This is a genomic window from Endozoicomonas sp. ALC020 (assembly GCF_049275935.1).
Classification (GTDB): Bacteria; Pseudomonadota; Gammaproteobacteria; order Pseudomonadales; family Endozoicomonadaceae; genus Endozoicomonas_A.
This window is the reverse complement of record NZ_CP184830.1, coordinates 3,928,229-3,953,251: the sequence shown is the minus strand read 5'-3', so window position 1 is coordinate 3,953,251 and position 25,023 is coordinate 3,928,229. Positions and strand designations below refer to the sequence as shown.

Annotated in this window: 22 protein-coding genes; 9 read left to right on the top strand and 13 right to left on the bottom strand. The window is 47.8% G+C overall.

Annotation, left to right across the window (positions count from 1 at the left end; translation table 11 throughout):
- Positions 1–16: 16 nt before the first annotated feature.
- Complete coding sequence (locus ACOJUO_RS14760) at positions 17–1,402, bottom strand: hypothetical protein (RefSeq protein WP_422137366.1); 1,386 nt, start codon at positions 1,400–1,402, stop codon at positions 17–19.
- A gap of 354 nt (positions 1,403–1,756) precedes the next feature.
- Between ACOJUO_RS14760 and ACOJUO_RS14755 the strand changes: the two genes are divergently transcribed.
- From ACOJUO_RS14755 to plsB, 4 genes are all read left to right on the top strand, one after another.
- Complete coding sequence (locus ACOJUO_RS14755; protein ID WP_422137365.1) at positions 1,757–3,214, top strand: hypothetical protein; 1,458 nt, start codon at positions 1,757–1,759, stop codon at positions 3,212–3,214.
- A 170-nt stretch (positions 3,215–3,384) separates the two neighbouring features.
- Positions 3,385–4,515, top strand: coding sequence for a succinyl-diaminopimelate desuccinylase (dapE, locus tag ACOJUO_RS14750; protein WP_422137364.1), 1,131 nt, complete (start codon positions 3,385–3,387; stop codon positions 4,513–4,515).
- A 32-nt stretch (positions 4,516–4,547) separates the two neighbouring features.
- Positions 4,548–4,934: a hypothetical protein gene (locus ACOJUO_RS14745; RefSeq protein WP_422132762.1), complete on the top strand. Its 387-nt coding sequence runs from the start codon at positions 4,548–4,550 to the stop codon at positions 4,932–4,934.
- Between the two features lie 219 nt (positions 4,935–5,153).
- Positions 5,154–7,634 (top strand): glycerol-3-phosphate 1-O-acyltransferase PlsB, encoded by a 2,481-nt coding sequence (gene plsB, locus ACOJUO_RS14740; protein WP_422132761.1) that lies wholly within the window; start codon positions 5,154–5,156, stop codon positions 7,632–7,634.
- Between the two features lie 81 nt (positions 7,635–7,715).
- Here plsB and ACOJUO_RS14735 read toward each other — a convergent pair whose 3' ends face one another.
- The 5 genes from ACOJUO_RS14735 to adk all read right to left on the bottom strand — a co-directional run bounded on the left by ACOJUO_RS14735 (position 7,716) and on the right by adk (position 11,982).
- The gene (locus tag ACOJUO_RS14735; protein WP_422137363.1) at positions 7,716–8,501 is read right to left on the bottom strand and encodes a class I SAM-dependent methyltransferase; all 786 of its coding nucleotides are present in this window, start codon (positions 8,499–8,501) and stop codon (positions 7,716–7,718) included.
- A 199-nt stretch (positions 8,502–8,700) separates the two neighbouring features.
- A complete protein-coding gene (locus ACOJUO_RS14730) occupies positions 8,701–9,360 on the bottom strand; it encodes a peroxiredoxin (RefSeq protein ID WP_422132759.1) in 660 nt (219 codons plus the stop codon).
- A 219-nt stretch (positions 9,361–9,579) separates the two neighbouring features.
- Entirely contained in the window at positions 9,580–10,395 is an 816-nt protein-coding gene (locus ACOJUO_RS14725; protein ID WP_422137362.1) for an undecaprenyl-diphosphate phosphatase, read from the bottom strand.
- Positions 10,396–10,508: 113 nt separating this feature from the next.
- The gene (gene tsaB / locus ACOJUO_RS14720) at positions 10,509–11,180 is read right to left on the bottom strand and encodes a tRNA (adenosine(37)-N6)-threonylcarbamoyltransferase complex dimerization subunit type 1 TsaB (protein WP_422137361.1); all 672 of its coding nucleotides are present in this window, start codon (positions 11,178–11,180) and stop codon (positions 10,509–10,511) included.
- Positions 11,181–11,331: 151 nt separating this feature from the next.
- Entirely contained in the window at positions 11,332–11,982 is a 651-nt protein-coding gene (adk, locus tag ACOJUO_RS14715) for an adenylate kinase (protein ID WP_422137360.1), read from the bottom strand.
- Between the two features lie 275 nt (positions 11,983–12,257).
- On the opposite strand from adk, the gene ACOJUO_RS14710 reads away from it, so the two are divergent.
- Positions 12,258–12,722: a hypothetical protein gene (locus tag ACOJUO_RS14710; protein ID WP_422137359.1), complete on the top strand. Its 465-nt coding sequence runs from the start codon at positions 12,258–12,260 to the stop codon at positions 12,720–12,722.
- Positions 12,723–12,726: 4 nt separating this feature from the next.
- Here the strand turns inward: ACOJUO_RS14710 and ACOJUO_RS14705 are convergent, their stop codons facing one another.
- Positions 12,727–13,110 carry a gamma-butyrobetaine hydroxylase-like domain-containing protein gene (locus ACOJUO_RS14705; protein ID WP_422132754.1) on the bottom strand — a complete coding sequence of 128 codons (384 nt, stop codon included), beginning with the start codon at positions 13,108–13,110 and terminating at the stop codon, positions 12,727–12,729.
- A gap of 208 nt (positions 13,111–13,318) precedes the next feature.
- Here ACOJUO_RS14705 and ACOJUO_RS14700 point away from each other — a divergent pair, with 208 nt between their 5' ends.
- The 4 genes from ACOJUO_RS14700 to ACOJUO_RS14685 all read left to right on the top strand — a co-directional run bounded on the left by ACOJUO_RS14700 (position 13,319) and on the right by ACOJUO_RS14685 (position 17,883).
- On the top strand, positions 13,319–14,695 hold the full coding sequence (locus ACOJUO_RS14700; RefSeq protein WP_422137358.1) for a TatD family hydrolase: 1,377 nt from the start codon (positions 13,319–13,321) through the stop codon (positions 14,693–14,695).
- 346 nt (positions 14,696–15,041) lie between these two features.
- Complete coding sequence (locus tag ACOJUO_RS14695; RefSeq protein ID WP_422137357.1) at positions 15,042–15,587, top strand: hypothetical protein; 546 nt, start codon at positions 15,042–15,044, stop codon at positions 15,585–15,587.
- 452 nt (positions 15,588–16,039) lie between these two features.
- Positions 16,040–16,378 (top strand): hypothetical protein, encoded by a 339-nt coding sequence (locus ACOJUO_RS14690; protein WP_422137356.1) that lies wholly within the window; start codon positions 16,040–16,042, stop codon positions 16,376–16,378.
- A gap of 350 nt (positions 16,379–16,728) precedes the next feature.
- Positions 16,729–17,883 carry an LPS O-antigen chain length determinant protein WzzB gene (locus ACOJUO_RS14685; RefSeq protein WP_422137355.1) on the top strand — a complete coding sequence of 385 codons (1,155 nt, stop codon included), beginning with the start codon at positions 16,729–16,731 and terminating at the stop codon, positions 17,881–17,883.
- Between the two features lie 4 nt (positions 17,884–17,887).
- On the opposite strand, the gene hslU is transcribed toward ACOJUO_RS14685, so the two are convergent.
- From hslU to ACOJUO_RS14655, 6 genes are all read right to left on the bottom strand, one after another.
- Complete coding sequence (hslU, locus tag ACOJUO_RS14680) at positions 17,888–19,228, bottom strand: HslU--HslV peptidase ATPase subunit (RefSeq protein ID WP_422137354.1); 1,341 nt, start codon at positions 19,226–19,228, stop codon at positions 17,888–17,890.
- Between the two features lie 97 nt (positions 19,229–19,325).
- Positions 19,326–19,874: an ATP-dependent protease subunit HslV gene (hslV, locus tag ACOJUO_RS14675; RefSeq protein ID WP_257255452.1), complete on the bottom strand. Its 549-nt coding sequence runs from the start codon at positions 19,872–19,874 to the stop codon at positions 19,326–19,328.
- 411 nt (positions 19,875–20,285) lie between these two features.
- Entirely contained in the window at positions 20,286–22,388 is a 2,103-nt protein-coding gene (locus tag ACOJUO_RS14670) for a S9 family peptidase (RefSeq protein ID WP_422137353.1), read from the bottom strand.
- 71 nt (positions 22,389–22,459) lie between these two features.
- On the bottom strand, positions 22,460–23,059 hold the full coding sequence (locus ACOJUO_RS14665) for an SPOR domain-containing protein (RefSeq protein WP_422137352.1): 600 nt from the start codon (positions 23,057–23,059) through the stop codon (positions 22,460–22,462).
- A 48-nt stretch (positions 23,060–23,107) separates the two neighbouring features.
- Positions 23,108–23,479, bottom strand: a complete 372-nt coding sequence (locus ACOJUO_RS14660) for a hypothetical protein (protein WP_422137351.1) — start codon at positions 23,477–23,479, stop codon at positions 23,108–23,110.
- A gap of 98 nt (positions 23,480–23,577) precedes the next feature.
- A complete protein-coding gene (locus ACOJUO_RS14655; protein ID WP_422137349.1) occupies positions 23,578–24,708 on the bottom strand; it encodes a hypothetical protein in 1,131 nt (376 codons plus the stop codon).
- Between the last annotated feature and the right edge of the window lie 315 nt (positions 24,709–25,023).

The following is a 25,023-nucleotide window of genomic DNA, read 5'->3' as shown; positions in this document are numbered from 1 at the left end:
TTTTATCGGTTTAGTCTCACTCGTCATTTGGACATTGGTAAGGTCCGCATCTGCTGACGTACATGAAATTAAAGGTATCAATCACCTGTTGTATAGTGATTTCAATGATGCCGGTCCTGGCAGGGCTTCTCTCTGCTGTAGGCTTCGATCTTGCAATATTTAAAGGAATGACGCCCTGCCCTGCAGCCAATGCCTTCGGAAAAGTTTGATTAAGAATAACGGTAATTAGAGACTCTGTCAGGCCTAAGGCGAAACCATAGTCAGGGGAACTGGGATTACTCGCCATGTATTCATATATTACTTTATTTTCTGAAGAAGCAGGTTGAATATGTCTATTAATGGTAAGGAGACTTTCAACCGCATCAGAACGACCATGAGGGTCACGAATATAAACAATCTCTTTTTCTTTGTCATAACCGATCAGACTATAGGCATGCCGGGGTCCGATTCCCTCAAATGGCCTTAGCTTCAAGGGAGCTGACAACACTGAGGTAATAAAAAAAATTGCTGCTTTTTCATCATCCACAAAAGAGTTGAGTAGCATCTTTAAAAGATCCTGAGATTCAAACTGCGGGTTGATGTGCCCGGAAGGTGAATTCATGAGTGCCTCATTGGCTAATGGAGGTTGTACTTGGACCAGCTCAGAATATTGATGATACTCGAATCGCGCCCGATCATTTCGTCCCCGTACATTATAATATTTTTTCGACAGATGCGCATAAGCGGCTTCCAGCATGGCCAGCCAGATACCGCCATCGCGTGTTTCGGCAAAGTGTGAGTAACGCTCAACTTCTCTGAATTGAATCACTTCGCGTTTAGCAATCCCGGGAAAAACAATTTCAAATGTCTGTTCATCGAAGGGATAAAAGTAATTGAATGCGAGCCTTTTTCCCGTTTCTGAGCTGACTATTGAGGCCAGCGTAGCGATCAGAACACAATCTGGAAAATACCCCTGCAGGAGATTATCCGGAGTAATACTCGTCAGACCTTGGGGAAAAAGTCGTCTATAGCCGTCGGCAAATGGTTGCCGCTCAGGTTTTGCAAGCCAAGCTTCCCAGAAGGTGTTGTCCTGCTCGTGGTGATACTTTGCGACTCGCCCCGACAGTTCAGCCAATTCAATGCTTTCTCTGCTTAATGAGGCAGTGACAGGGTTTTGCCATGACTCGAAATTAACAAGATAAAGTCTGATGGTCTGGTAAAGGTCTTTGTTCAGATAGGGTGCATGGTAGCCCTCAATCAGCTCATCGTAGGAGAGCAGGCCATCAAAGTCTTTATCAAGGGCACCTGCCAGCTCAGGGAAGTAGCGGTAGGCCGACGGATAGCCGGGTGAAAATACCCCGCCAAAAACCTGGACAGAAAAAAATAGCAAACTCGTCAGTAATAAAGGGTGTAAGCGGTCCATAGTACTTTTTCTCCAAAAAAACCTTAATCAGCTCGTCAGGTATTGCGATACAACCCTCTATTAATTAGATGACAGAAGGCTCCGAAGAGTTCCTGTATATGGGTTAGTGAAATGGACACTATTGTTAGCAGAATCGCCGTGTGCCTGCTCAGAATCAGCTTGTTTATTCTGCGCTAAAGCGCACCGGATCTGAATTTAAGGCCATAAGGTTCCTGCAACAATTGAAAGAGAAAACAGTGCTGACTCTTTTTTTTGACTCTTCTTTTTGACTCTTCTTTTTGACTGTCTGGAACTAGTTGCACTTTCTGTTGTCCAAATAGATACCGACAATTAAATTTAGAGAGGTAACTTACTATGCAACCATTAAAATCCCCATCATCACTGCCACCAGACAGCTCAATCAGGCAGGAGCAATCTGTCCAGTCAACAGACACCTCAGGAAGGGCTGATAACGGAAGGGCAGTAAACAGCTGGTTTGGCGCTATCTATAACGGTTTCTTCCGCGCTATTGGCTACGGAGAAACCGGTACAGACACTGCTTCAGCTCTTTCCGACAGGACAATCGCTGCTTCTGTCTCCGGCAGCTCTGCACACACAGGCTCCATCCCGGCAGCCGATCCACAACCAGCCACTCCGATGGAACTCACAGAGGTTTTACCTGCTCTGGCAGAGGCCATAAGTGCAAAAGATGCCGCCCGGGTAAAATCACTGCTGGCATCACTGAAACTGACATCCCCGAATCAAGCTGCGCAAGTAGCCGAGGATAACCTTAAAACCATTTTGCAGGATTATTTCCCATCTGCTCGTAAAATACCCCAAAATGATTACATAAAGCTGAAAAAGCTTATCGACTGTTTGCTGGCCAACTGTGGCAATGGTGGTTATGCACTGGCGAATTCAGCTCTGAACCTTTTTGTCGTCCGGGGAGATTTTCCACATGCCCAGTCTGTTAAAGATAAACATCAGGCAATTCTGGAAGCAGATCATCTTCAGGTAGCCCTCGATAAGGATGTCCAGAATTACGCGCCATACGTTAAACATACCGACGACTCTTACCCACGCTTCCTCCATAGCCACAGCAAAGCGCTACTGGCCCTGGTGGATCAGCAAGATCATCAAACCATGGAGATTGCCAGGAAAACGTTCGCTGACGGGCTGGAAAAATGTTTGAGAGACACCCAATGGGTGCGAGGCTTGCCCCCACAAGATTTTACTGAGATAGAGAGGTGTTTTTGGGAATTTTACAAATTCGGCATCAAGGATGAGGAGCTGGCCTACTCCTTCCTGAATCTCTTCTTTATCAGGGGTGATTACGAGTCGGCAAAGAAAGTTGCATCGGACGGTATCCGCATTACCGACGAGGACCTTTGCAAAGCCCTCAGGGATCATTTTCACCAAGATTCTGTCAAGCAACTGTTTGAGCTGGCAAATCCCGGGGCTGCTGGCCAAAAGAGAACTAAAGAAACCGTTCTGGATATTTTGCAACAAGCTCTGGTCGATGTTGATCGCATGCCACCTCATGAGATTGTAAATTTCGAGAGTTTTATCCGGTCTTATATCTGCCTGCTTTCTAAACCGGTCGAAGGCAGATTGTTCTTGCTCAACCCGCTCATTGATTTTTGTGTTCGTGGGGAAAAAATTGAACTGGCACAACGGCTGAAAAGAATTTTTAAGGGGTGTTACCTTGAGCCAAAGGCTTTCGAGAATGCCTGTGAAAAACTGAAGCAGTCTGCAACCGATGAATTAGAGAAATCAGAGACGCTAAAAGCGTTATCGGATCTGACCGAGCCCGCCAAGATCAAGACCGATTAAGCCTTCGGTCTTGATCTTGGGCTGAGTGAATTTCTCATTGCTAGTCGAGGCAACAAGACAGAAAACTCTGGTATTCTGGCGACCTTATTGGCTCGGCTGGCAAGTACATCACGTGGTACAATCACTTTTCAAAGTGAAAAACTGTAAACCATAGAACAGATAAACTGCACATGACCCCTACGATTGAACTTGCCATAGATCTGATTCAGCGTCCCTCAGTCACTCCTGAAGATGAGGGCTGCCAGGACCTGATGATCAGCCGTCTGGAACCCCTGGGCTTCAAAGTAGAGAAACTGCGGTTTGGTGAAGTGGAAAACATCTGGCTTCGCAGGGGAGACTCTGCGCCGGTTCTGGCATTTGCCGGTCATACCGACGTTGTACCCACAGGTCCTGTAGAAAAATGGGATAACCCTCCTTTTTCTCCTTTTGTCGATGAAAACGGTATGCTGCAGGGCCGCGGCGCGGCAGATATGAAAGGCAGTCTGGCTGCCATGGTGACAGCTTGCGAAACCTTTCTGGCCGCGAACCCTGACCATAAAGGCTCCATTGCTTTCCTGATCACCAGCGATGAAGAGGGTCCGGCCCGGCATGGAACCGTTAAAGTCATTGAGCACCTGGAAGCCCGTCACGAAAAGATAGACTGGTGCATCGTAGGCGAGCCATCCAGTACTCACCAGGTAGGCGATATCATCAAGAATGGACGCCGGGGCTCTATGCACGGCCACTTGCTGATTCATGGGATTCAGGGGCACGTCGCCTATCCGCATCTGGCCAGAAATCCGGTTCATGAAGTGGCACTGGCTTTATCAGAGTTGACCGGCGAAGAGTGGGATCAGGGCAATGAGTTCTTCCCACCCACCAGCTTCCAGATCTGGCATATTCATGCCGGAGAAGGTGCCAGCAATGTGATTCCCGGAAACTGCGAAGTCAACTTTAACTTCCGTTTCTCCCCTGAAGTCACTGACAAAGCGCTGCAGGAAAGAGTGCTGGCCATTCTGGATCGACATAACCTTGAATACGATATTGAATGGCATATCAGCGGCCAGCCATTCCTTACCCGCCCTGGTGCGCTGGTCAATGCAGCCCTGGCATCCATCAAGGCTGAAACCGGCATAGATTCAGAGCTGTCGACCTCTGGTGGCACCTCCGATGGCCGGTTTATAGCGCCAACCGGTGCCCAGGTGGTTGAGCTGGGTCCGGTCAACAAAACCATCCATAAAGTGAATGAATGTATCAAAGCCAGCGACCTTGATGATCTGAGCCGGATTTATCAGGGCATCCTGAAGCGACTGTTGACCTAAATTCATCCTCTACTCTCAGACATACAGACCCTATGAACAAGGTTGAAGATCTAGAAATTTATGTCAAAGACCTGAGCCTGGAGATGATCCGGAAATGGCTCACGGTTAATTTTGATAGCGTTGAAGTTCTTAGTAGCGGCAAGAAAGTCCACGACTTTCTGCTGCACAGCGAGAAAGACTCAGCGCCGGTGATGATTGTTGAGTGTGCGGTTGGCAAAGCCTGGACCAGCATCTGGTTCAAAGCCAATAAAACCCCCTGGAGTGATGATATGGCCTGCGCCAGAAGCCTGAACCAGTTTGCCAGGTGCCGGGTGAGGGCCAATGCAGCCCCCTGGTCAGACGGTGAAGATATGGATGAATGGTGGCAGATGACGGAAACAGGCGAAGAAAGCACGGTCTCCTGGCCTAATGCTCTTTGAAAACTTATTGCTGCCAGAGAAGCTATTAAGCGCTTCTGGCTTTTCCCCATTGCTTTTGCTCGCCAGGAAAGAACAAAACCCTTACTGGCGTGCCTTCACTCCGGGAACCTGTTTTCAATCCGGGAAATAGTCACTTTCCTCTTTGCGCCACGGCCTCTATTCAAGCTAGAATCCACCGACAGCCATTCACCCTCTTGATTTCAGGCCGCGACCAATTCCATGCACAAACCCAATACTCTCAGTCGCTTTTTGTTTCATAGCTTGAGAAAGCTGTTATTCATCTGGGTTAGAACAACGGTTCATAACAACACTGCACAAAGCCTTGGGATTCAGCCAGACAAGCCTGTCTGCTACGTACTTCGTAACCGCTCCCTGTCCGATCTGATGGTAGTTGAGCAGGAGTGTCGAAAAGCCGGTCTGCCACGACCCTATGCGTTTATTCACAGTGGTCACAAGAACGGTGATCAGGCCTATTTTTATCTGACTCAGCAGCGAGGCGTTCTGCTTCAAAGAGAGCATCCGGAAACGGCAGATACACTGGCAAATCTTCTCAGGGAAACCGAGGAGCATCCTGACCGCGACGTTCAGCTGGTTCCTGTCAGTATTTTCTGGGGACGGGCCCCGGATAAAGAGCAGTCCGCCCTGAAGCTCCTTTTTGACTGGAACTTCAGCCTGGGAGGACGGTTCAGGAAGTTTATGGCCATTCTGCTCCATGGCAGACAGACCATGGTTCACTTTAATCCAGCCATGTCCCTGAGAGAAATGGTGGATGAAGGCCAGGAACACTGCCGCACTCTCCGAAAGGTGGGTCGTATTCTCAGGGTGCACTTTCGTCAGCTCAGAGAGTCTGTCATTGGTCCTGATCTCTCTCACCGAAGAATACTGGTCAATGGCCTGATCCATACACCACAGATTCGCAAAGCCATAGAAGCTGAAGCCGCTGCCCGGGAAATCACCCTGATCGAGGCCGAGAACAAGGCTCGACAGTACGCCAATGAAATCGCCTCTGACTACTCTTATCCGGTCCTCAGGTTTCTGGACATTGTCTTGACCTGGTTCTGGAACAAGCTCTACGACGGCCTGTCGATCAATAACATCGAACCGATCAAAGCACTTTCCCAGAAGTACAGCGTTGTTTACGTACCCTGTCACCGCAGCCATATTGACTATCTGTTGCTTTCCTATGCTCTTTACAATGAAGGACTGACACCTCCCCATATTGCTGCCGGTATCAACCTGAATATGCCTGTCGTTGGAACCATTCTCCGTAAAGGCGGCGCTTTCTTTATGAGAAGAACCTTCAGAGGCAACCCTCTCTACAGTGCAGTCTTTCATGAATACATGCATACCCTGTCCAGTCGTGGATTCCCCATTGAATATTTTGTTGAGGGTGGCCGCTCCAGAACCGGTCGAACCCTGAACCCGAAAACCGGCATGCTCTCTATCAGCCTGAGAAGCTACCTCAGAGATAACCGACGACCCATACTGTTTGTGCCGGTTTATATCGGTTATGAGAAGTTACTGGAAGTCAGCACTTACATGAGTGAGCTGCGGGGCAAGAGCAAGAAAAAAGAGTCCCCTCTTGACGTTGTGCGCACACTGGCAGCCCTGAGGGATCAGTTTGGCAAAGCCTGGATTAACTTTGGTAACCCGGTCAGCATGGGTGAATTCCTGGATAAGGAAGTACCTCAATGGCAGCAGGATCAGTCTGAAGACTTTAAACAACAGTGGCTAAAGAAAGCTACCAACACACTTGCTTTCAAAATTGCCAGTGGGATTAACTCAGCGGCAGTCATCAACCCGATCAACCTGATTGCCATGGCCCTGCTTTCATCGCCACGTCATGCTCTGGGTGAACAGGAGCTGGTTCTGCTGATTGAGACTTATCAGCAACTCCTCAGGAAATCTCCCTACAGCCAAAAAACAGTTATTACTGATATGGATGGCTATAGCGTTATCCGCTATGCCGAGAAGCTGGATGTACTCAATAAATTCACTGATTCTCTGGGAGATGTTTACAGTCTTGACGAAAAAACGGCGGTAATGATGACTTATTACCGGAATAACGTACTGCATATGTTTGCCGTACCTTCCCTGCTCAGCTGTCTGTTTATCAACAACAATGCCATGACACAAAGAGAAATTCTCCGAGTCTGTTCCATTTTATACCCTTATCTTCAATCCGAGCTCTTTCTCAGATGGAGTAAAAGAGGATTTCTGAAAGTGGTCAACCAGTGGCTGGAAACATTGGCAAGTGAAGGGCTTATCATCAGTGACCATGACGGCTATTACCGCCGACCTGATTACAGCTCAGTGCAGTTTGTCACCCTGACGGTGCTTTCCCGTGCCATTGCCCAGACCCTTGAGCGCTTCTTCATGGTCATCAGCCTGCTGATCAGTAATGACAGCGGCAATATCGAACAGGAAACCCTGGAAAACCAGAGTCGTGTTCTGGCTCAGAGACTGTCCATTATCCACGGGTTGAATGCCCCTGAGTTCTTTGACAAGGCGCTGTTCAAAAACTTTATCGAGCAGTTAAGACTCAATAACGTCGTGGAGATCACCCGGACTAACAAGCTCAACTACGGCGATGAAGTCAAAATGGTCGCGGACGAAGCCTTTAAGGTCCTGACCAGCGAAGTCCGTCATAGCATACTGCAAACCACCAAAACCCAACCTGCTCCTGTCGAAGAGCATTAACTCGCTTTCGGTTCGGGAACCCTCTTTCATCGTCGGATGATTGGATGATGAAAGAGGGAACCGCTAGTCCTGAACCTTTCACTAAAATGCTTTAAGAGCGTGGATATCATACCTGCATGCCTTTCCTTCCAGTTTGTAGGTAGGTGAGGTATTGCCCAACTCCGGTGATAACCGGGGTCTTTTAATCACCACCCGGTATTGGGCCAGTTTCAGGGCAGGCTCAAGCAACTCATCGGCATCGGGATCACCTGATAATAGTGCCTGAAAGATTTTCATTTCCTTTTTGACCTCTGCAGACCTCTCTTTATGCGGAAACATGGGATCGAGATAAACGACATCAAACTGTTTTCCAAGGGACAGACTCGACGCCATAGCATGACGACTGTCTTCTTTGATCAGCTGCATACGTCCGGCAATCTCTGAGACCTCCGGATCTGCTATCGCTCTTCTGATGCCGTCTTCCAACAAAGCGGCGATGACGGGAGAGCGCTCAATGACCGTCACCTTGCAGCCAAGAGAGGCCAGCACGAAGGCATCTCGACCAAGCCCACCTGTGGCATCCAGAACATGAGGTTTGACACCTTTATTCAAACCCACAGCTTTGGCTATGTCCTGACCTTTCCCGCCGCCGAACTTTCTTCTGTGGCCTGCCTTGCCGCCCACAAAATCAACACTGATGGGTTTTTCTTTTCCACAAGCCCGTGTCAGAGAAAGGCGATCATCTTCGAAACCCAGAATAAGTTGATTTTCCCGGCAGCCAGCCGGATTCTCAATGTAAGTGGCTCCATCCATGGAACTCAGCAGCGCCTCAAGATAGGCTTGCTTATCAGGATCCGGATGAATTTGTACTACGACAGAACTGGCCATTCACCTATTGCTCACAACGCGTTTAGTTAGATCGGATTTTATCACCGGAGAGCTGTTTGAAAACCTCGAATCATTTCTAAAGGGGGCCTCCCGGGCTGGTTCCAGACCGCTATTCTGTAACTGTGCACCATAAAAAAACAGCAGACATTTGGCCTGCTGTTTCTGTTAATAGAGGAAGTTTCAGATATTAGTTCGAGCATTAATCAGGCTGAGCAACCACCCTCAGGTAAGGCTTCAGAGTCTTCCAACCCTGCGGGAATTTCTTTTTAGCTTCTTCCTCTGAAACCGCAGGTGGAATAATCACATCCTCACCAGGCTGCCAGTTCACTGGAGTAGCCACGGTGCATCGGCTGGTCAGCTGAATAGAATCCAGAGAACGAAGGATCTCGTCAAAATTCCTGCCGGTGGTCATTGGATAGGTCATCATCAATTTGACCTGTTTGTCAGGGCCGATGATAAATACGGTTCTGACCGTAGCATTGGTGGCAGCTGTTCTCCCTTCTGAGCTATCACCTGCGTCAGCAGGCAGCATGTTATACAGCTTCGCTACGTTGAGGTCCGTGTCACCAATCATGGGGTACAGGGGCAGGTGCCCCTGAGTTTCCTCAATGTCTCTGGCCCAGCGTTCATGATCATCTACAGGGTCCACACTCAAACCAATGAGCTTACAGTTGCGTCGTTCGAACTCTGGTTGCAGCCGGGCCATATAGCCAAGCTCTGTCGTACAGACAGGTGTAAAGTCTTTCGGATGGGAGAATAAAATAGCCCAGGAATCACCTATCCAGTCATGAAACCGAATAGAGCCTTGGGTGGTTTGAGCTGTGAAATCAGGGGCAACGTCATTAATTCTCAGAGTCATGTCAATTCCTCGGGGATCTACCTCGGGTCAAAAGCCAGTATCTCAGTACTATCTATGAAAAACTGTTCTCATTAAGATCAGTCTGAAACAGATAGAGTCTTACCCGACCCGTCCCGAATTACAACCTATGAGAAGTAAAGCCTGTTTATGCAAATGATCAACCGGAATTTACAGTTTGAAGATGAAATTACCCATCCGGACAGGATGGGTAGCGATGCTTTAAGTGTTTACCTGGAACACCATCACAGCGATCAGTAATGCGCCGAGAATAAAGCGATAGATCACAAAAGGCATTAATCCGATTCGATTAATAAACGACAGGAAGAAGTATATGCAAACCCAGGCACTGACGCCTGCCAACAGGGCACCAGAGAAGAGTACGCTCCAGTCCACCGGCTCTGTCGCTTTAACAAGGTCCAGTGTCAGAAGCAGCCCTGCTCCGAGTATGACCGGAATAGAAAGCAAAAACGAAAAGCGGGCTGCTGCCTCCCGGGTCAAACCGAGCATAAGGCCAGCGGTCATGGTTATGCCTGAGCGAGAGGTGCCCGGAATCAAGGCGATAGCCTGGGCAAAACCAATTAACATGGCCTGACGAAAGTTTAACTTTTCGATAGGTTGTATTTTTTTCCCCTTGTAATCTGCCCAACCGAGAAGCGCACCAAATATCATGGTTGTCCCCGCAATGACGGCAATACTGCGCATAGCCTCGTCCAGGCCCAAGGACTTCAGGACAAAACCAAACACAACCGCTGGCAAGGTAGCAAAAATCAGGTACCAACCCAGACGACTGTTGACCGATGAGCCTTTACCCATCAGAGAGCCCAGCCAATCCTGAGTAATTCTGATCAAGTCTTTACGAAAATATCCTACAACCGCGATCAATGTGCCAATATGAACCGCCACATCAAATGCCAGACCCTGATCCTTCCAGCCCAACAATTGCGCAGGCAATATCAAATGAGCAGAACTGGAAATCGGCAGAAACTCTGTCAGGCCCTGAAGCAGAGCAAGAATGATTACCTGAAGGCTATCCACGATAGCTTCCCTCCCCTGATGGATAATATCAGCCCATGCCGACTTCTGTGTCATCTCACAAAGGAAGAAAGCACTTCCCATCAGGCTTTAATTGTTAAAGGAGAAAACGAGTTTTATCGTTCACTTTTCTTGAGAGCCACTTTATCTCTGAGATAGACTGGCCTGGCTTGTTCAGCAGGGACACTGAGTCCTTCGTTGAAATCAGCCGCAGCCAGAATGGCGATATCAGCCGCCCTGGGATACGCCTCGGGAAAACATTTCACCGCTTTTGCTGCCAGCTGATCTTCGAACTGCCAACCCGTCCCCATTCCCAGCCAATTCTCTTTGCCATCGGGCAGGACAACTTTTTCGGGAACGATAACGCGCTCTTCTATCTCTGGCTGCATCAGTCCATTCTCTTCCTTGAAGGCCCCCCAGTAAACTTCTCCCATACGGGCATCAATAGCAGCCAGTACGGCATTTGACTGATGCACTCTGAAGCCTTCCTGCGCCAGTGCTCTAAGAGTTGACACAGCAACAACCGGCTTATCGATGGCAAATGCCAGCCCCTGCACCATGGCAGCCGCTATTCTGAGACCTGTGAAAGCACCTGGCCCGCAACCAAAAGCCAAAGCGTCCAGATCAGACAGGCTGACTGCCTGTTTTTTCAGTAGATTGTCGACCATTCCCAAAAGCTCACGGCTGTGCCTTCTGGGTAACAACTCAAAATGTTCAACAATCTCGCCATCCAGATTCAGTGCCACTGAACAGGCTTCTGTAGCGCTATCTAGAGCCAGAATTTTCATCAGCGTATCTCTAATAGGGGTAACTCATGCGGCTAACGGTGTATTATATCGTTACCAGCTCATGAGAAAGTCTCCTGAAAACGTAAAAAAAGGACGAACAGTCGTCCTTTTTTTACGATCAGCATCATGAGATGCCAGACAGCAGAGCTTATCAGGCAGCCCCAGGCTTCAGGGCACTGATCACTTTAGCCTTGATATCATCAACACTGCCTACACCCTCTACACGGCTATAACGGGTCTGGCCTTCAATAGACTTATAGAAGCTGACCAGAGGGGCCGTCTGGTCATGGTAAACGCCCAGACGCTTGCGAACGGTCTCTTCCGTATCGTCATCACGCTGAATCAGGTCTTCACCCGTCACATCATCTTTACCTTCAATCTTCGGTGGGTTATAGACAACGTGATAGGTTCGGCCACTGTCGGGGTGAACACGTCTTCCTGCCATGCGTTGAACAATCTCTTCATCTTCAACGGCAATTTCGATCACATGGTCAATGTCGACGCCGGCATCACGAAGTGCTTCAGCCTGGGGAATGGTTCTGGGAAAGCCATCAAACAGGAATCCATTGGCGCAGTCATCCCTGGTAATACGTTCTTTAACCAGCTCAATGATGATTTCATCTGAAACCAGGGCGCCGGAATCCATAACCGCTTTGACTTTAAGGCCCAGCTCGGTACCGTCCTTGATCGCTGCGCGCAGCATATCGCCGGTAGAGATCTGGGGGATACCAAACTCTTCCATGATGAACTGGGCTTGCGTACCTTTACCGGCACCCGGGGCACCCAACAGAATCACTCTCATGAACAGGCTCCTGTCTGACAAGACCCAGTGTTTGAGCCTTGCCACGACGATTTTAAAAGGCACAAAGGATATACACAGAGCCACTGGGTTACAAGTTGATACAGGAAAATTCTAACCTCCATGCACCCATCATCAGGGTAAACGAGGTTAACTCACAACGATGAAATTTCTTAATCCCTTGGCCGATAAAGTCTCCAGAACACCCATTCCAGAGAGAAGCAGATATGAGATGGCCATACAATGCAAAAGTACTATCCATAAAGGTACTATCCATAATGGCTGTGTCCCTGATGGCTATGACCCTGCCGGTCACATCTATGGCACTTCCTGACGCTAAAATCATGGGGCATCGCTGGCTACTCTCCGCTATAAAAAGTAACCGCCCCCCTTCTGGCTATCTTGATCTCAACAACTGCAGTATTAGCAAGAACATTGGCGACCTGCCTGCTGACAAGCGCACTTACAGAGTTTCATTTGCCGAAAATTTTTCCTACGATCCCGAAGATGGCAGCATCTCAACCATCATGAACAGGCTTCACCAACAGACCCTTAACCTGGGCGGAACCCCTGTTCTTATCAGTAGACCTGCCACCGTTATCCTGACCAGCAGGCCTCAGAGAGAATCGGTCACTTACCAGATCGTCGTCTCTCACAATGAGAGAACCCTGATGCAGCTCTATGAATGCCCCTGGAGTACAGCAGTCTATTTGTGGAAACCCAGAGGGACACTGTTCAACTAACGATTTAACTGATCATCAGTTTGACAACATCAGCATCGGGCTCCCGGCTTTCACCTGCCTGGTGCAGGTTCTCCAGATAGGCCTCCCAGTACGCTTCCTGGTTGACACAAAGATCGTAGAGATAGCCCCAGTCGTAAATACCACTGTCATGGCCATCACTAAAGTGAATTTTAATGGCATAGTGGCCCACCTTTTCTATATTGGTGACCTGAACCTGCTTTTTCCCAGTTTGCAGCACTGGAGTACCATGTCCCCTGACCTCGGCAGAAGGACTGTGGACACGAAGCATCTCACTGCTGAGCTGATAAGACTCATCGCCGCCGTATTTCAATTCCAGTCGTTGGGATTGCCTGTGGAAGTTCAAAGCTTCGGGGATTTTTTGCTGCATGCTTAAAGTCTCTACTGCATCGTTAAATGACTGGCTCAACGCAGTTTACATCAGAGTGCTGTTTTCTTGTTAGTTACGCTAACGTCAATGTTGTGAACTTTCAATCTGAGAACCACTCTGATTTATTGGAGGACATCGCTGTTGAATGCCCTTCAACCCGATGTCCTTGTAATCAAGGAGAATACTCATTTAATTGAAGGAGCTTAGTATGATTAACTCAAATAACACTACCGGCGCTGTCGGAGGTTCAAACCCAATCACGTCACAACCTGTTCAACCTCAACCGCAAGAGGCTGGAGAAGGTGCTTGTTTCGGTAGGACTGCCAGTACTGCTTTTAGCAGCAAAGGTACGCAATGGGCCGCAGACGAAGCGGATCTGAAAGTCTGGCAAGAAGGCCGTTCAAAGCCACGGAAAATGAAAAAAAAGAAGAAAGGCTCAGGTTCTGCTGACAAGCCTTCTTCAGGCGTTTTTCCCGTTGCATTCCGATACCTTGGCAACCCGAACTACCCTGCCGTTCAGGGTCAGCAGGTCTTGGATCAGGGCCTGGAGTCCCGATATTGCCAGCGCTCAAGCGAGGCCGCCGCATCACCTGATGCGCCTGCCAGGGATGATGAAGCTTCTGGTTTCCAGTTAGCTGCCCGGCCAGAGTCGGGCAAGGTAAATCTGACTCGCCCGAGGTTCAAGCCTCTATACACGACGCCACTGGTTGATATTGGAGCCAATCTCGTTAAAGACTGCTTTGACTTGCCCCAGGTTCTTGCAGAAGCTTCCCGGGCAGGGGTTGGTAGCATCATGATAACGGGCACTTCCATTTCTGCGTCGAAAAAGGCTCAGAAACTGGTAGCTCAATGGCCGAAGCCATCGGCGAAAGCTGCTGAAGCTTGTGGATTTTTAGATTCCTCCCCATGCTCTTTGTACTATACAGTGGGGTGCCATCCACACGATGCCAAGAATTTCCACCGAGAAGGTGGCATACGGGAAATGAGAAAAATACTTAAACAGGGGGATCGTCACTGCATTGCGGTGGGTGAGTGTGGATTGGATTACGATCGCAAATGGTCGTTTCCTGATGTGCAACGAACCGTGTTCACGGAACAATTGGAGCTGGCTGCAGAGCTGAAAAAACCACTGTTTTTGCATGAGCGACTTGCCCATGATGACTTCATCGGCATTCTGAAAGATCACATAAATCAGTTGCCTTCACCAGCCATGGCTTGCGTTCACTGCTTCACGGGTAACAGTGAGCAACTGCAGGCCTATCTTGATCTGGGCTGTTCCATCGGAATTACCGGTTATATCGGCGACAAACGTAACGAAGATCTGGTTAAGGCACTGCGCTCTGTTGGTTGGGAGACTCTGCGTGAGCGCCTGATGGTTGAGACCGATGCACCGTTTTTAGAGCCTTATCTGGTCATGCCAGAGCGGTTAGAAAATCGTCGGGGTGGCAGAAGAAGAAATGATAATGAACCGGCTAATCTGCCCTATGTGGTCCACGCGCTGAGCCAGGTGCTTGGCGTGGATGGCGAAGAGATTGCCGCTGCAACCACCGACAATGCCAGACGTATATTCTCCCTCGGTAACTGACGCAGTACTGTTATCCCACCTGCAATGAATCGGATTATTGACACCCTCCCCGCCGTAAAGAGGGTGTCGCAGATGGCAGCATCTCAACCGGCATGAACAGTCGTTGAGATTGTTTCAGAGTCTCGGGGATTTTTTGCTGCATGCTGAAAGTCTATGCTGCAGTTAAATGACCGACTAAACGCGGTTTACAACAGAGTCCTTTTTTCTTGTTAGTTACGCTTACAACAATGTTATGAACTTTCAGTCTGAAACCCGTTCTAACCCATCGTAGGACATCAATATTGAATGCCCTTCAAACCAAAATCCTTGCAATCAAGGAATACTTATTTAATTCGAGGAACATAATATGAACGTAAATAATGGTAACATTAGCGGCGCTACCGGGTATTCACCCGCGCCACAAGCTCCGGAAAACACACCAGAAGGTACTTGTTTTGGGAAGAGTGTTATTGTCATGGATGCTGAGAGTTTTCATCGCAGTGCGTCAATCTATGATGCTGAAGGTGTAAAACAAGCCACCTTTAGCATGCGTGATCAGATCACTTCAGCCAAGTTAAGTACCGATGACACCCGGGCGGTGGTCAGCACTCGTGATGGAGCGGCGAGTACCTACGTTAAGTCTGCTGATAGCAGCTGGTTCTTTCAGGATCACATCACTCCAGCCGACTTAAGTGCCGATGGCAACCGGGCGGTGATTAACAATCGCGATGGAGTGGCGAAAATCTACATTAAGGACGCTGATGGAGTATGGTTCTTACAGGATTCGATCGCTCCAGCCGACTTAAGGGACGATGGCACCCGAGCGGAGATCACCACTGATGGAGTGGCGAAAACCTACGCTAAGGATGCTGATGGGTTATGGTTCTTACAAGACACTTCTATGGAGAGGTGATCAACTACGCTTCTTCATTGCGGTGACTGCCATCAGTGCACTGCAAGTAGCGACAAAACGTTGAAAATCACTGAACTAAGAAGGGATTGTTCAATAGCCTCCGGCTGAGTCGGAGGCGTATTTTGTCCATAATGGCTGTGACCCTGCAGACGGCAGCATCTCGACCATGATGCAGCTCTTTGGAGCCTTTCGGACTAAAGCCTCCATAGCGAGGATTCATTCAGAGCTTCGGGGGTTATTTGCTGCATACTCAAAATCTCTACTTCAGCAAAATGACAGGCTCAACGCGGTTTATCAGGGTCCTGTTTTCTTGTTAGTCACGCTGCCATCCTTGTTATGAACTTTCAATCTGAAACCCGTTCTAACCTATCATAGGACATCACTATTGAATGTCCTTCAAACCAAAGCCCTTGTAATCAAGGATGATACTTATTTAATTAGAGGAACTTAATATGCATAACGTAAATAATAACACCACTACCGGCGCTTTTGGGTTTGCAGAGTCAACCTCACAACAAGCTCTGCAAAACACACAACAAGGTGCTTTCGGCCCAAGGGCTGTTATCGGTACTGGCATTTATGACAACAGCGTGACAATCTATTGTCCGCGCGCCGATGGATCAGAGGAAGCAAAAGCTACCATTTATCTTAAGGATCGGGTCGTTGCAGCTGCAGTAAAAACCGGTGATAGCGACCACCCGTGGTTAGACACCGATGGCACCCGGGTAAAAGTTGCCACTGCCGATTGGTGGAGAATCTACCTTTTGAGAGACGATGGGACTTGGAGATAGCCGTGACCAACTCTGCTACTTTCAGTGCCGGTGACTGCCATTTGTGCACTGCAAGTAGCCACAAAACGTTGAAAATCGCTTAACTACGAAGGGATTGTTCAATGGCCTACTGGGCAGACGAAATACCCTCGCGACCGGAAGTGCTCACCAGAAAAATTTCGCTACCCATCTTTGAAGCGTCTCGTAACAGCCATTGCGCATTATAAAAACAATCAAATACCGAGCTTTACCTGCAAGTGTCTTTGCCTGATCAACATAAAATCACAGGAGACATTAACCCTTTTATTCTGGATAATGTTGCAGCATTAAATTTACAACGAATAAATACGCTCAAGGATTTTATCCCAGGTATGAATAACCTACAGACCCCAAATCAGTTATACCATGACCCTTATCCTGACGATGAAATTGACCTTTTTGAACTTGCAGAGAAACTGTTTGCCCAGAAATGGCTGATTATAGTGATTACCACGCTGGCAACAGCCATTGCTGTGATTGCTGCCTTTAAGCTTCCTGTAAGCTACACGACCGAGGCTGTCTTAAATGAATCTTCCCCGGCAAATATTGCGGCTTGGAACAGTAACGTTTTCCTGATTGCCTCAAATGGTGAAAGCAAGGACTCCGAGCATCTGACCACTGAAGAAGCCTATCAGCTGTACCTGAAGTATTTAACCAGCCCTGCCGCAAGACGTTACGCATTCCAGAAGTCGTCTCTTGCAAACACTGCTTCCGATAATAGCTCAACGCCTGATCAAAAAATGCTCGCAGCACAATACAAAGCATTTTCTGATAACTTAGCTATCACAACGGGCAAGAATGATAATCGGACGAACATTCGATACAGCTCTTCAAACCCTGAAGAATCAGCATCGATCATTAATGAAGTTCTTTTGCCCTATGCTCAGGAACGGTTCGTAAAGAATATGCATGAGAACTTTCATGCACAGGTTGAAATAACGAAAAAGCAGATAAAAAGTCATATTGATCGTCTGGAATCAAACTTCATCTCTTATAACAGACTGCGCCTGACAGAATTGAAGGAAGCCTTAGCCCAGGCTCAAGCCGCCGGAATTACGGAACTCCAGACCAGTCAAGTGAATGCAACCATTATTGATGGAGCTACTTACTTACTGGGTGAAAAGCTTCTGAAGTCAGGGGTTGATGCGGTCAGCAGCAGAATTGAGAAGTATCGCTTTTACAGCAGGCCCAATGCAGAAGATAGCGCAGAAAAACCCTACATCAGAGGTGTATCCAGTCGTGTTTACCAGCTCGAACAATTAGAAAAACTGGACCCGGACTTTTCTACCATGATTCCTGCCAAAATAGAGCAACCTGCGATCGTGCCAGTTTCACCTTCTAAACCCAATAAAAAGCTTATCGTCGTTTTAGGAGCTATGTTAGGGCTGATGGCTGGCGTCTTTCTTGCCCTGATCAGGATAGCGCTGAAAAACAGAGAAGAGAAAAAGCGAGCTGCCGACCACAACTCTCTGAGCATGGTCGGCTAGAATATCAGAGAATATAGCGACTCAGGTCTTCGTCCTGAACCAGCTCGCCCAGATGCTCGTTAACATAAGCGGCATCGATCAGCAGCGGTGATTCGCTGTGTTTCAGGGAGAGGTCTGCTGCACTGTAGGAGATCTCTTCCAGCAAACGCTCAATCACGGTGTGCAGACGACGGGCACCGATATTTTCGGTGTTCTCGTTGACTGTCCAGGCCACTTCCGCAATACGGGCAATACCATCTTCAGCAAAAGAAATATTGAGTTCTTCTGTTTTCATCAGCGCCTGATATTGCCTCGTCAGGGAAGCATTAGGCTCAGTCAGAATACGAACAAAGTCTTTAGTGGTAAGTGCCTTCAACTCAACACGAATAGGCAGACGACCCTGCAGCTCTGGAATGAGATCAGATGGCTTGGCGAGGTGAAATGCACCGGAAGCCATGAACAGAATGTGATCCGTTTTGATCATGCCGTACTTGGTGGAAACGGTGCAGCCTTCGATCAGTGGCAACAAGTCCCGCTGAACACCTTCACGGGAAACATCCGCGTTAGAGCCGGAAGAACGCCTGGCCACCTTATCAATTTCATCGATGAAGACAATGCCATTCTGTTCAACTGACTCAATCGCTCTGGTTTTCAGTTCGTCTTCATTGACCAGTTTTGCAGCTTCTTCGTCCTGAACCAGTTTCAGAGCGTCCCTGACTTTCAGCTTGCGTTTTTTCTGCTTGCCGGCATTCAGATTCGAGAACATATTCTGCAGTTGGCTGGTCATTTCCTCCATGCCGGGAGGTGCCATTATTTCCACACCCATGGCCGCTTCGCGAACATCGATCTCGATCTCTTTCTCATCCAGCTGGCCTTCACGCAGCTTTTTGCGAAACACCTGACGGGTTGAATTATCCTGAGGCTTTTCGGACTCTTCCGAGAAGGAACGGGGAGGCGGCAGCAGGGCGTCGAGTATCCGCTCTTCTGTGGCATCAAGAGCACGATCTTTTACTCTCTCAACTTCCTGCTCACGCAGCATTTTTATAGCCGCATCCATCAGATCTCTGATGATGGATTCTACGTCACGGCCAACATAACCCACTTCTGTAAACTTGGTTGCCTCAACCTTGATAAAAGGGGCATTAGCCAGTTTGGCCAGACGACGAGCGACTTCAGTCTTACCAACACCGGTAGGACCAATCATCAGAATATTCTTGGGGGTAATTTCATTTCGCAGCTCTTCATCCAGCTGCATGCGACGCCAGCGATTGCGAAGAGCAATGGCTACAGCACGTTTGGCATCATCCTGGCCAATAATATGTTTATTCAGTTCGTGAACGATTTCACGAGGGGTCATATTTGACATGTCACAGACTCTGTTAACGAAAGATCAGTAAATTCACCATTTAAACACTGTCAGCGAGAAGCCGGATTGTAACCGATTTCTGCTTTCGGCCTTCTGGTCAGGACTGCTCAATCTTGATTTCTTCGATAACCCGGTTCTGGTTGGTATAGACGCAGACATCTGCGGCTATTTCCAGACTTTTCTCAACGATATCTTTCGCACCCAGGTCAGTATTCTGGTAGAGCGCTTTGGCAGCAGACTGAGCAAAGAATCCACCCGAGCCAATGGCCAGAATGCCATCGTCAGTGACCATAACGTCACCATTGCCGGTAATGACCAGAGATGCTTTGGCGTCTGCCACAATCAACATGGCCTCCAGACGCTGCAATGTTCTGTCGGTACGCCATTCTTTCGCCAGTTCAACGGCTGCTTTTTCCAGACGCCCATGATGCTTTTCCAACTGGGCTTCAAAACGTTCGAAAAGAGTAAATGCGTCTGCTGTACCACCTGCAAAGCCTGCTATAACCTTGCCTTTGAACAGGCGACGCACCTTATGGGCATTGCCCTTGATGACGGCATTACCCAGTGAAACCTGACCATCACCCCCTACGACCACACTATCGTTTCGACGAACGGACAGAATGGTGGTGCCGCGATACTGTTCCAAGGTGGGCTCCTTTTAGCATTTTGCTTGATTCGTCGATTAATATTGGGGGCGAGACAGAATTATCAAGGGGGCGGCAGGGAAAAACTTTCCATACCGCATAACGCGCTCCTGACCAGTGGGTTATCCGCCTGATTTTTCGCATTAGAAAATTTCGAAATTAACCCCATGGTAACACTTAATAGTGTTTCCGCGCCTGACAGTCCGTTAAGTACTCAGCCATACGGAATCGAATATTTCTGGCTTATTGGGCAGGTGCTCTGCAAGGTGCAACGATGGGAACATAGCAAGCTATGTGACCAGAGTTGCAACGCATCACGACTGTATGGATGCAGGAGCTAGAGCAACGCAGGAGCAGTTGCCGCGAGTGCCTGAACAATGAGTCAGAAAATATGATTTCGTATGGTTGAGTACTTACATCCTATCAAAACATTTCAGGATAAAGGCGTAATCAAATGCAATCTCCTCTATCCATTCGTAACGCTTGCTGGCACCGGCATGACCCGCATGCATTTTCATATTGAGGATCAGGGGGTTATCGTCGGTTTTCAAGGCTCTTAGTTTGGCCACCATTTTGGTGGGTTCCCAATAAGTGACCTGCTCATCGGATATCCCCGAGTTGTAAAGCGTAGGCGGATAGTCCTTTGCTTCTATGTTGTCATAGGGCGAATAACCTGAGATGTAATCAAAGTCTTCTTTGCTGGTGATCGGGTTACCCCACTCTTCCCATTCTGGCGCAGTCAGGGGCAAAGACGCATCACTGATGGTATTGATCACATCGACAAAAGCCACATCGGCAACAACACAACCAAACAGGTCGGGTCTCATATTGGTCACGGCTGCCATCAGCAGACCGCCCGCACTGCCACCATTGATAGCAATATTACCCCGGGCCGTATAGCCACGACGAACCAGGTACTCACAGCAATCAATGAAATCATTAAAGGTATTCATTTTGTGCTGCATTTTGCCATTGAGATACCAGCTATACCCCTTGTCATCCCCGCCCCTGACATGTGCAATGGCATAGACAAAGCCGCGATCAATCAAACTGAATTTAGGCGAAGAAAAACCTGCCGGCATTCCATAGCCATAAGAACCATAGGCATACACCATGGCCTTGTTACTTCCATCCAGCTTCGTTCCTTTTTTGCAGATAATGGTCAGTGGCACCTGTTCACCATCTCGAGCCATGGCAAACTCTCTCTTCACTTCATAAAGCGCGGCATTAAAGTTGGGAACATCCTTGCGATAAACCTCTGTCAAAGCACCATTTTCCAGATTCAACTCAAACACCGTGTTTGGCGATACAGGTGAATCGTAGTCTAACCTGACAACGGTTGCCTGATGATCCCAGTCACCATAAAAATCCAGACAATAAGCCTCATCCGGCATTGAGATGATTGAGAGAGTTCCGGAATCCATATCCATCACAGCCACTTCATCCAGTACTTTCTGGTTATTCTTGCGCTCAACGATCAGAAAGTGGCTATAGAAATGGATACCGCCCAGGCACAGGTTCTTCTGCTCAGGCAGAAACTCCTGCCAGTTTTCCTGGGGCCACATTTCCTGAGCAATCGTCATTTCAGAAGCTGCCGGACACTTCATAACTTTGAAGTCGTTGGCTCCATCCTGATTGGTCAGAATGTAGAAGTCGCCCCTGTAATGTTCCAGAGAGAAAGAGACATCGTTCTCGCCCACAGCAAACTTTTCAAACTGATCTGAATCCCGTCCAGCCAAATACACGACATGCGTCGAACCACTATCCAGATGAATCATGAAATACTCACGATCATTGGTTCGTGATAATGACAAAAACATGCTGTCGTATTCTTCAGGCTTGGAAAAGATTAACTCTTTTTCAGCAACACCTTTATGGATATGGACTTTGTATACATCACGACCACGACCTGACTCATCCCGCTCAACAATGTACAGATGCTCATTGCCGTGCCAGAGAAAAGACCCGGTACTGTTTGCAAACTCCCAATCCAGATCCTGTCCTGTCTCCAGATCTCTAACCCGGATAGTTCTCTCCATTGAACCGGTCAGATTGAAGCTGTAGGCAAAATGAGTCTGCTTAAGGTTGGTGCCTGAAGCACCGAAGATATAAAGCTCTTTACCTTCTGCTTCCCTGTTTATGTCAAAGTAGACTTCTTCAGGCGCTTCTCTTGAGCCCTGCTTGCGACAGAGAATCGAATAATCCTTGCCTTTTTCTTCTCTTGAGTAATAGAAAAAACCACCTTCTTTGACCGGCCAGGATTCATCGTCTTCCCTGATACGGGAAAGAACTTCACCGTAGAGAGTTTCTTCAACATCCTTGTAGCCTTTCATAAACTCATCTTTATAGGCGTTTTCAGACTGGATGTATTCAAGAACCGCCGGATTATCAAAATCCAGATCACCGGCAATAAACTTCTGCCAGTTTTTATCTCTCAGCCAGTGGTAGTCATCAACCCTGCTGGTACCATGTTGAACGATCTCGTGGGCTATTTTTTGGGCTACCGGTGCTTTCATACTTATCACCTGATTCATTTTTCTTCGCTTATGGCACTTTATCATTCGGGAGTATAAGTGGGTGAATCCAGCTATTTCATTCTCAATAACAGACCATCAATGTTGAAATCAGCCAGCACCTGCTTTGCCTGATCAATACTTTCTGATGTATCAAAAGGCCCCAGCTGCACCCTGTGCCACGACTCCCCTGCACCCACGGTTACCTTGACGACCCTGGGTTCCTGACCTGCCAAAAGCAACTGCGCCCTCAGACGATCGGCGTCTTTGGCACTTCGAAATGAACCAGCCTGCAACAAATACTTCACACCGGGCTTAGTAGCTCTTTTCGCTTCAGGCACGGATTTGGAGCCAGTTTTTTCACTGACACTGACTGCAGGTGGCGACTGGCGTTCAATCGGTTCAGGCAGAATCACTTCCTGCTCGGGCAGCACGGTATAAAAATCGAAGACCGGCTCCGGGCGTTCCTTACCCGACTGAGCCGTTTCAGCTGTCTCCATAGAAGCATTAACGGAAACAGGAGCCGGTGTCAGCTTGATCAGGAAAGCCACAAAAAAGCCAGCCGCAAAACCGGTTACCAGCCACATCCAGCCTGGCAGTTTCGACTGTTGATTGGATTTCTTTTTCGAAGCGGCCTTGCTGGCGCCTCTTCTTGTTGGAGTACGGGTGCTCATATGCCTGATGCAAAATCTGTTTCAAGAGAAAAAGCAAGAAACTCATCGTCACTCATGAACCGGATTTTTGCACAATATCCTTTTTAACAAGACGACTTTAACGAACAGGATCATATTACCACGGTTCCCCATAGTTACCACGAAGTCACGACACCTTGTGACTTTACATCCGGTCCTGGTGACCAATCCCGAGCTGAAAAGGGCCATCTCAGACCGGTGATTACATTCCGCCGTAAATCCATGCACTGTACTGTCGCAGAAATGCACTTCATGAACCTCTTTGGTTTCAATCAGTTGTTGTCTTCTATTTCCATCTCCCCAGATTTCTATACGACTGCCTTCCAATTGCCTGGAATGCTCCAAATAGACAGTGCTTTTTGAAGATTGATTGGTTTTGTGTAACTTCAGGTTTTTCAGCATAACCATGTCACCACTGACATGAACACAAGGAATACAAATCAGATAACTCTGGTTTTCCACGCATTGTTTATTTGTTTCTATGACTTAGACGACCACATTTATTCTGTATTTCCTTCTATGTGAGCGGTTGGATACCTTCTCTGAAGGCATTCTGGAACAAAATATTCACTTAACTTGTCCTCCTTATCAGTTTTTTTTGGAAAATAACTGATTTTATCATTGATACACCAAGGAACATTAGAATGAAATATGCCGGTCATTTGTCGGTCAGAAGCGTTATTTTTATAGGTAATGATCGCGTGAACCTCACCATAACGACGTTTTACCCATAATGGGATCTGGATCTCATCAAAAGCGGGGTCATGGGATGCGGATGGTTCAGTTTTTATATTTTCAAAACTCAATTTGGCAGCGAACATTCCGTAATCTTCATAAACGATAAAAATCCCCGGGGTAACTCCAGATTGCCAAGACTGTGAATGTTTAACAGGGTAGGTAAAGTTCGAATACGACACAATACGACTGTTTTCATGCAAAATCAGTGTGCATTCTGATGGGAATCCATGCACAGTACTGTCGCTGAATTGCACTTTAAAAACCTCCCTGGTTGCAACCACTGGATGCTCTTTATTCCCATCATTCCAGATTTCAATCTGGCTGACTTCCAGTTTTTTGGAGTGCTCCACATAAATAGGGCTTTCAATAGACTCACCCGTTTTGTGTAACCTGAGGTTCTTCAGCGTAACCTCGTCACTCTTGGCATGGATAAAGTGATTAAGATTACCGTAAAAATTAGCAAAGCTGCCACCGGCATCCAGTTCAAACCCATCGAGATACAGCAATTGGGTGTCTGAAGCCCGAATAAACTCATCAACACCGTTGGAAAATATTGTCCCCGCTAATGACACAGTTGGATACTTGCCATCAGTGGCAATACCAACAATACCCACATTGACAGCTCTGCCTGACACGGTAATCGGATCATACAGAGCAAAATCACTGGCCACAATATGCAGAGTATTTCGGGATTTCAGATTACCCCTCAGACTTCTGACCGGATTGTCATGGAAAACAACATTAGTAAAAACACCCGGAAATGCTTTTAAAACCTCTTCACAACGAGCCTGAACATCAGCTCTGGGGTGAGTGCAACAATATCCGGCATTTATCCACAAAGCGGACAATATTATTGGAAATCGGTATAACCAGATCTGCAATACTGAAAACATATCTATTTCCGTTAAAAATAGTTAGCATTAGCAAAAGCTGAATCATGTAAGTACCTGGCCAGTTGGTTTCGCATATTCTGGCGAGTGGATTTTTTCATCCTTCAAGGCGCAATGACGGGCGCGTAGCCGTAGCTACGCAACCAGAGTTGGAACGCAGAAGGGTGGAAAAAGCCGCCGTCCAGAATATGTGAAACCAACTGGTTAGGTACTTATAATGGTCAAACAATTCAAAAAATCAATTCAGAAACATTCCGTCAGGTGAACCACCCTCAGGCAAATAAGTCAAATGCTAAGGCGACAAACAGACTTAAATGA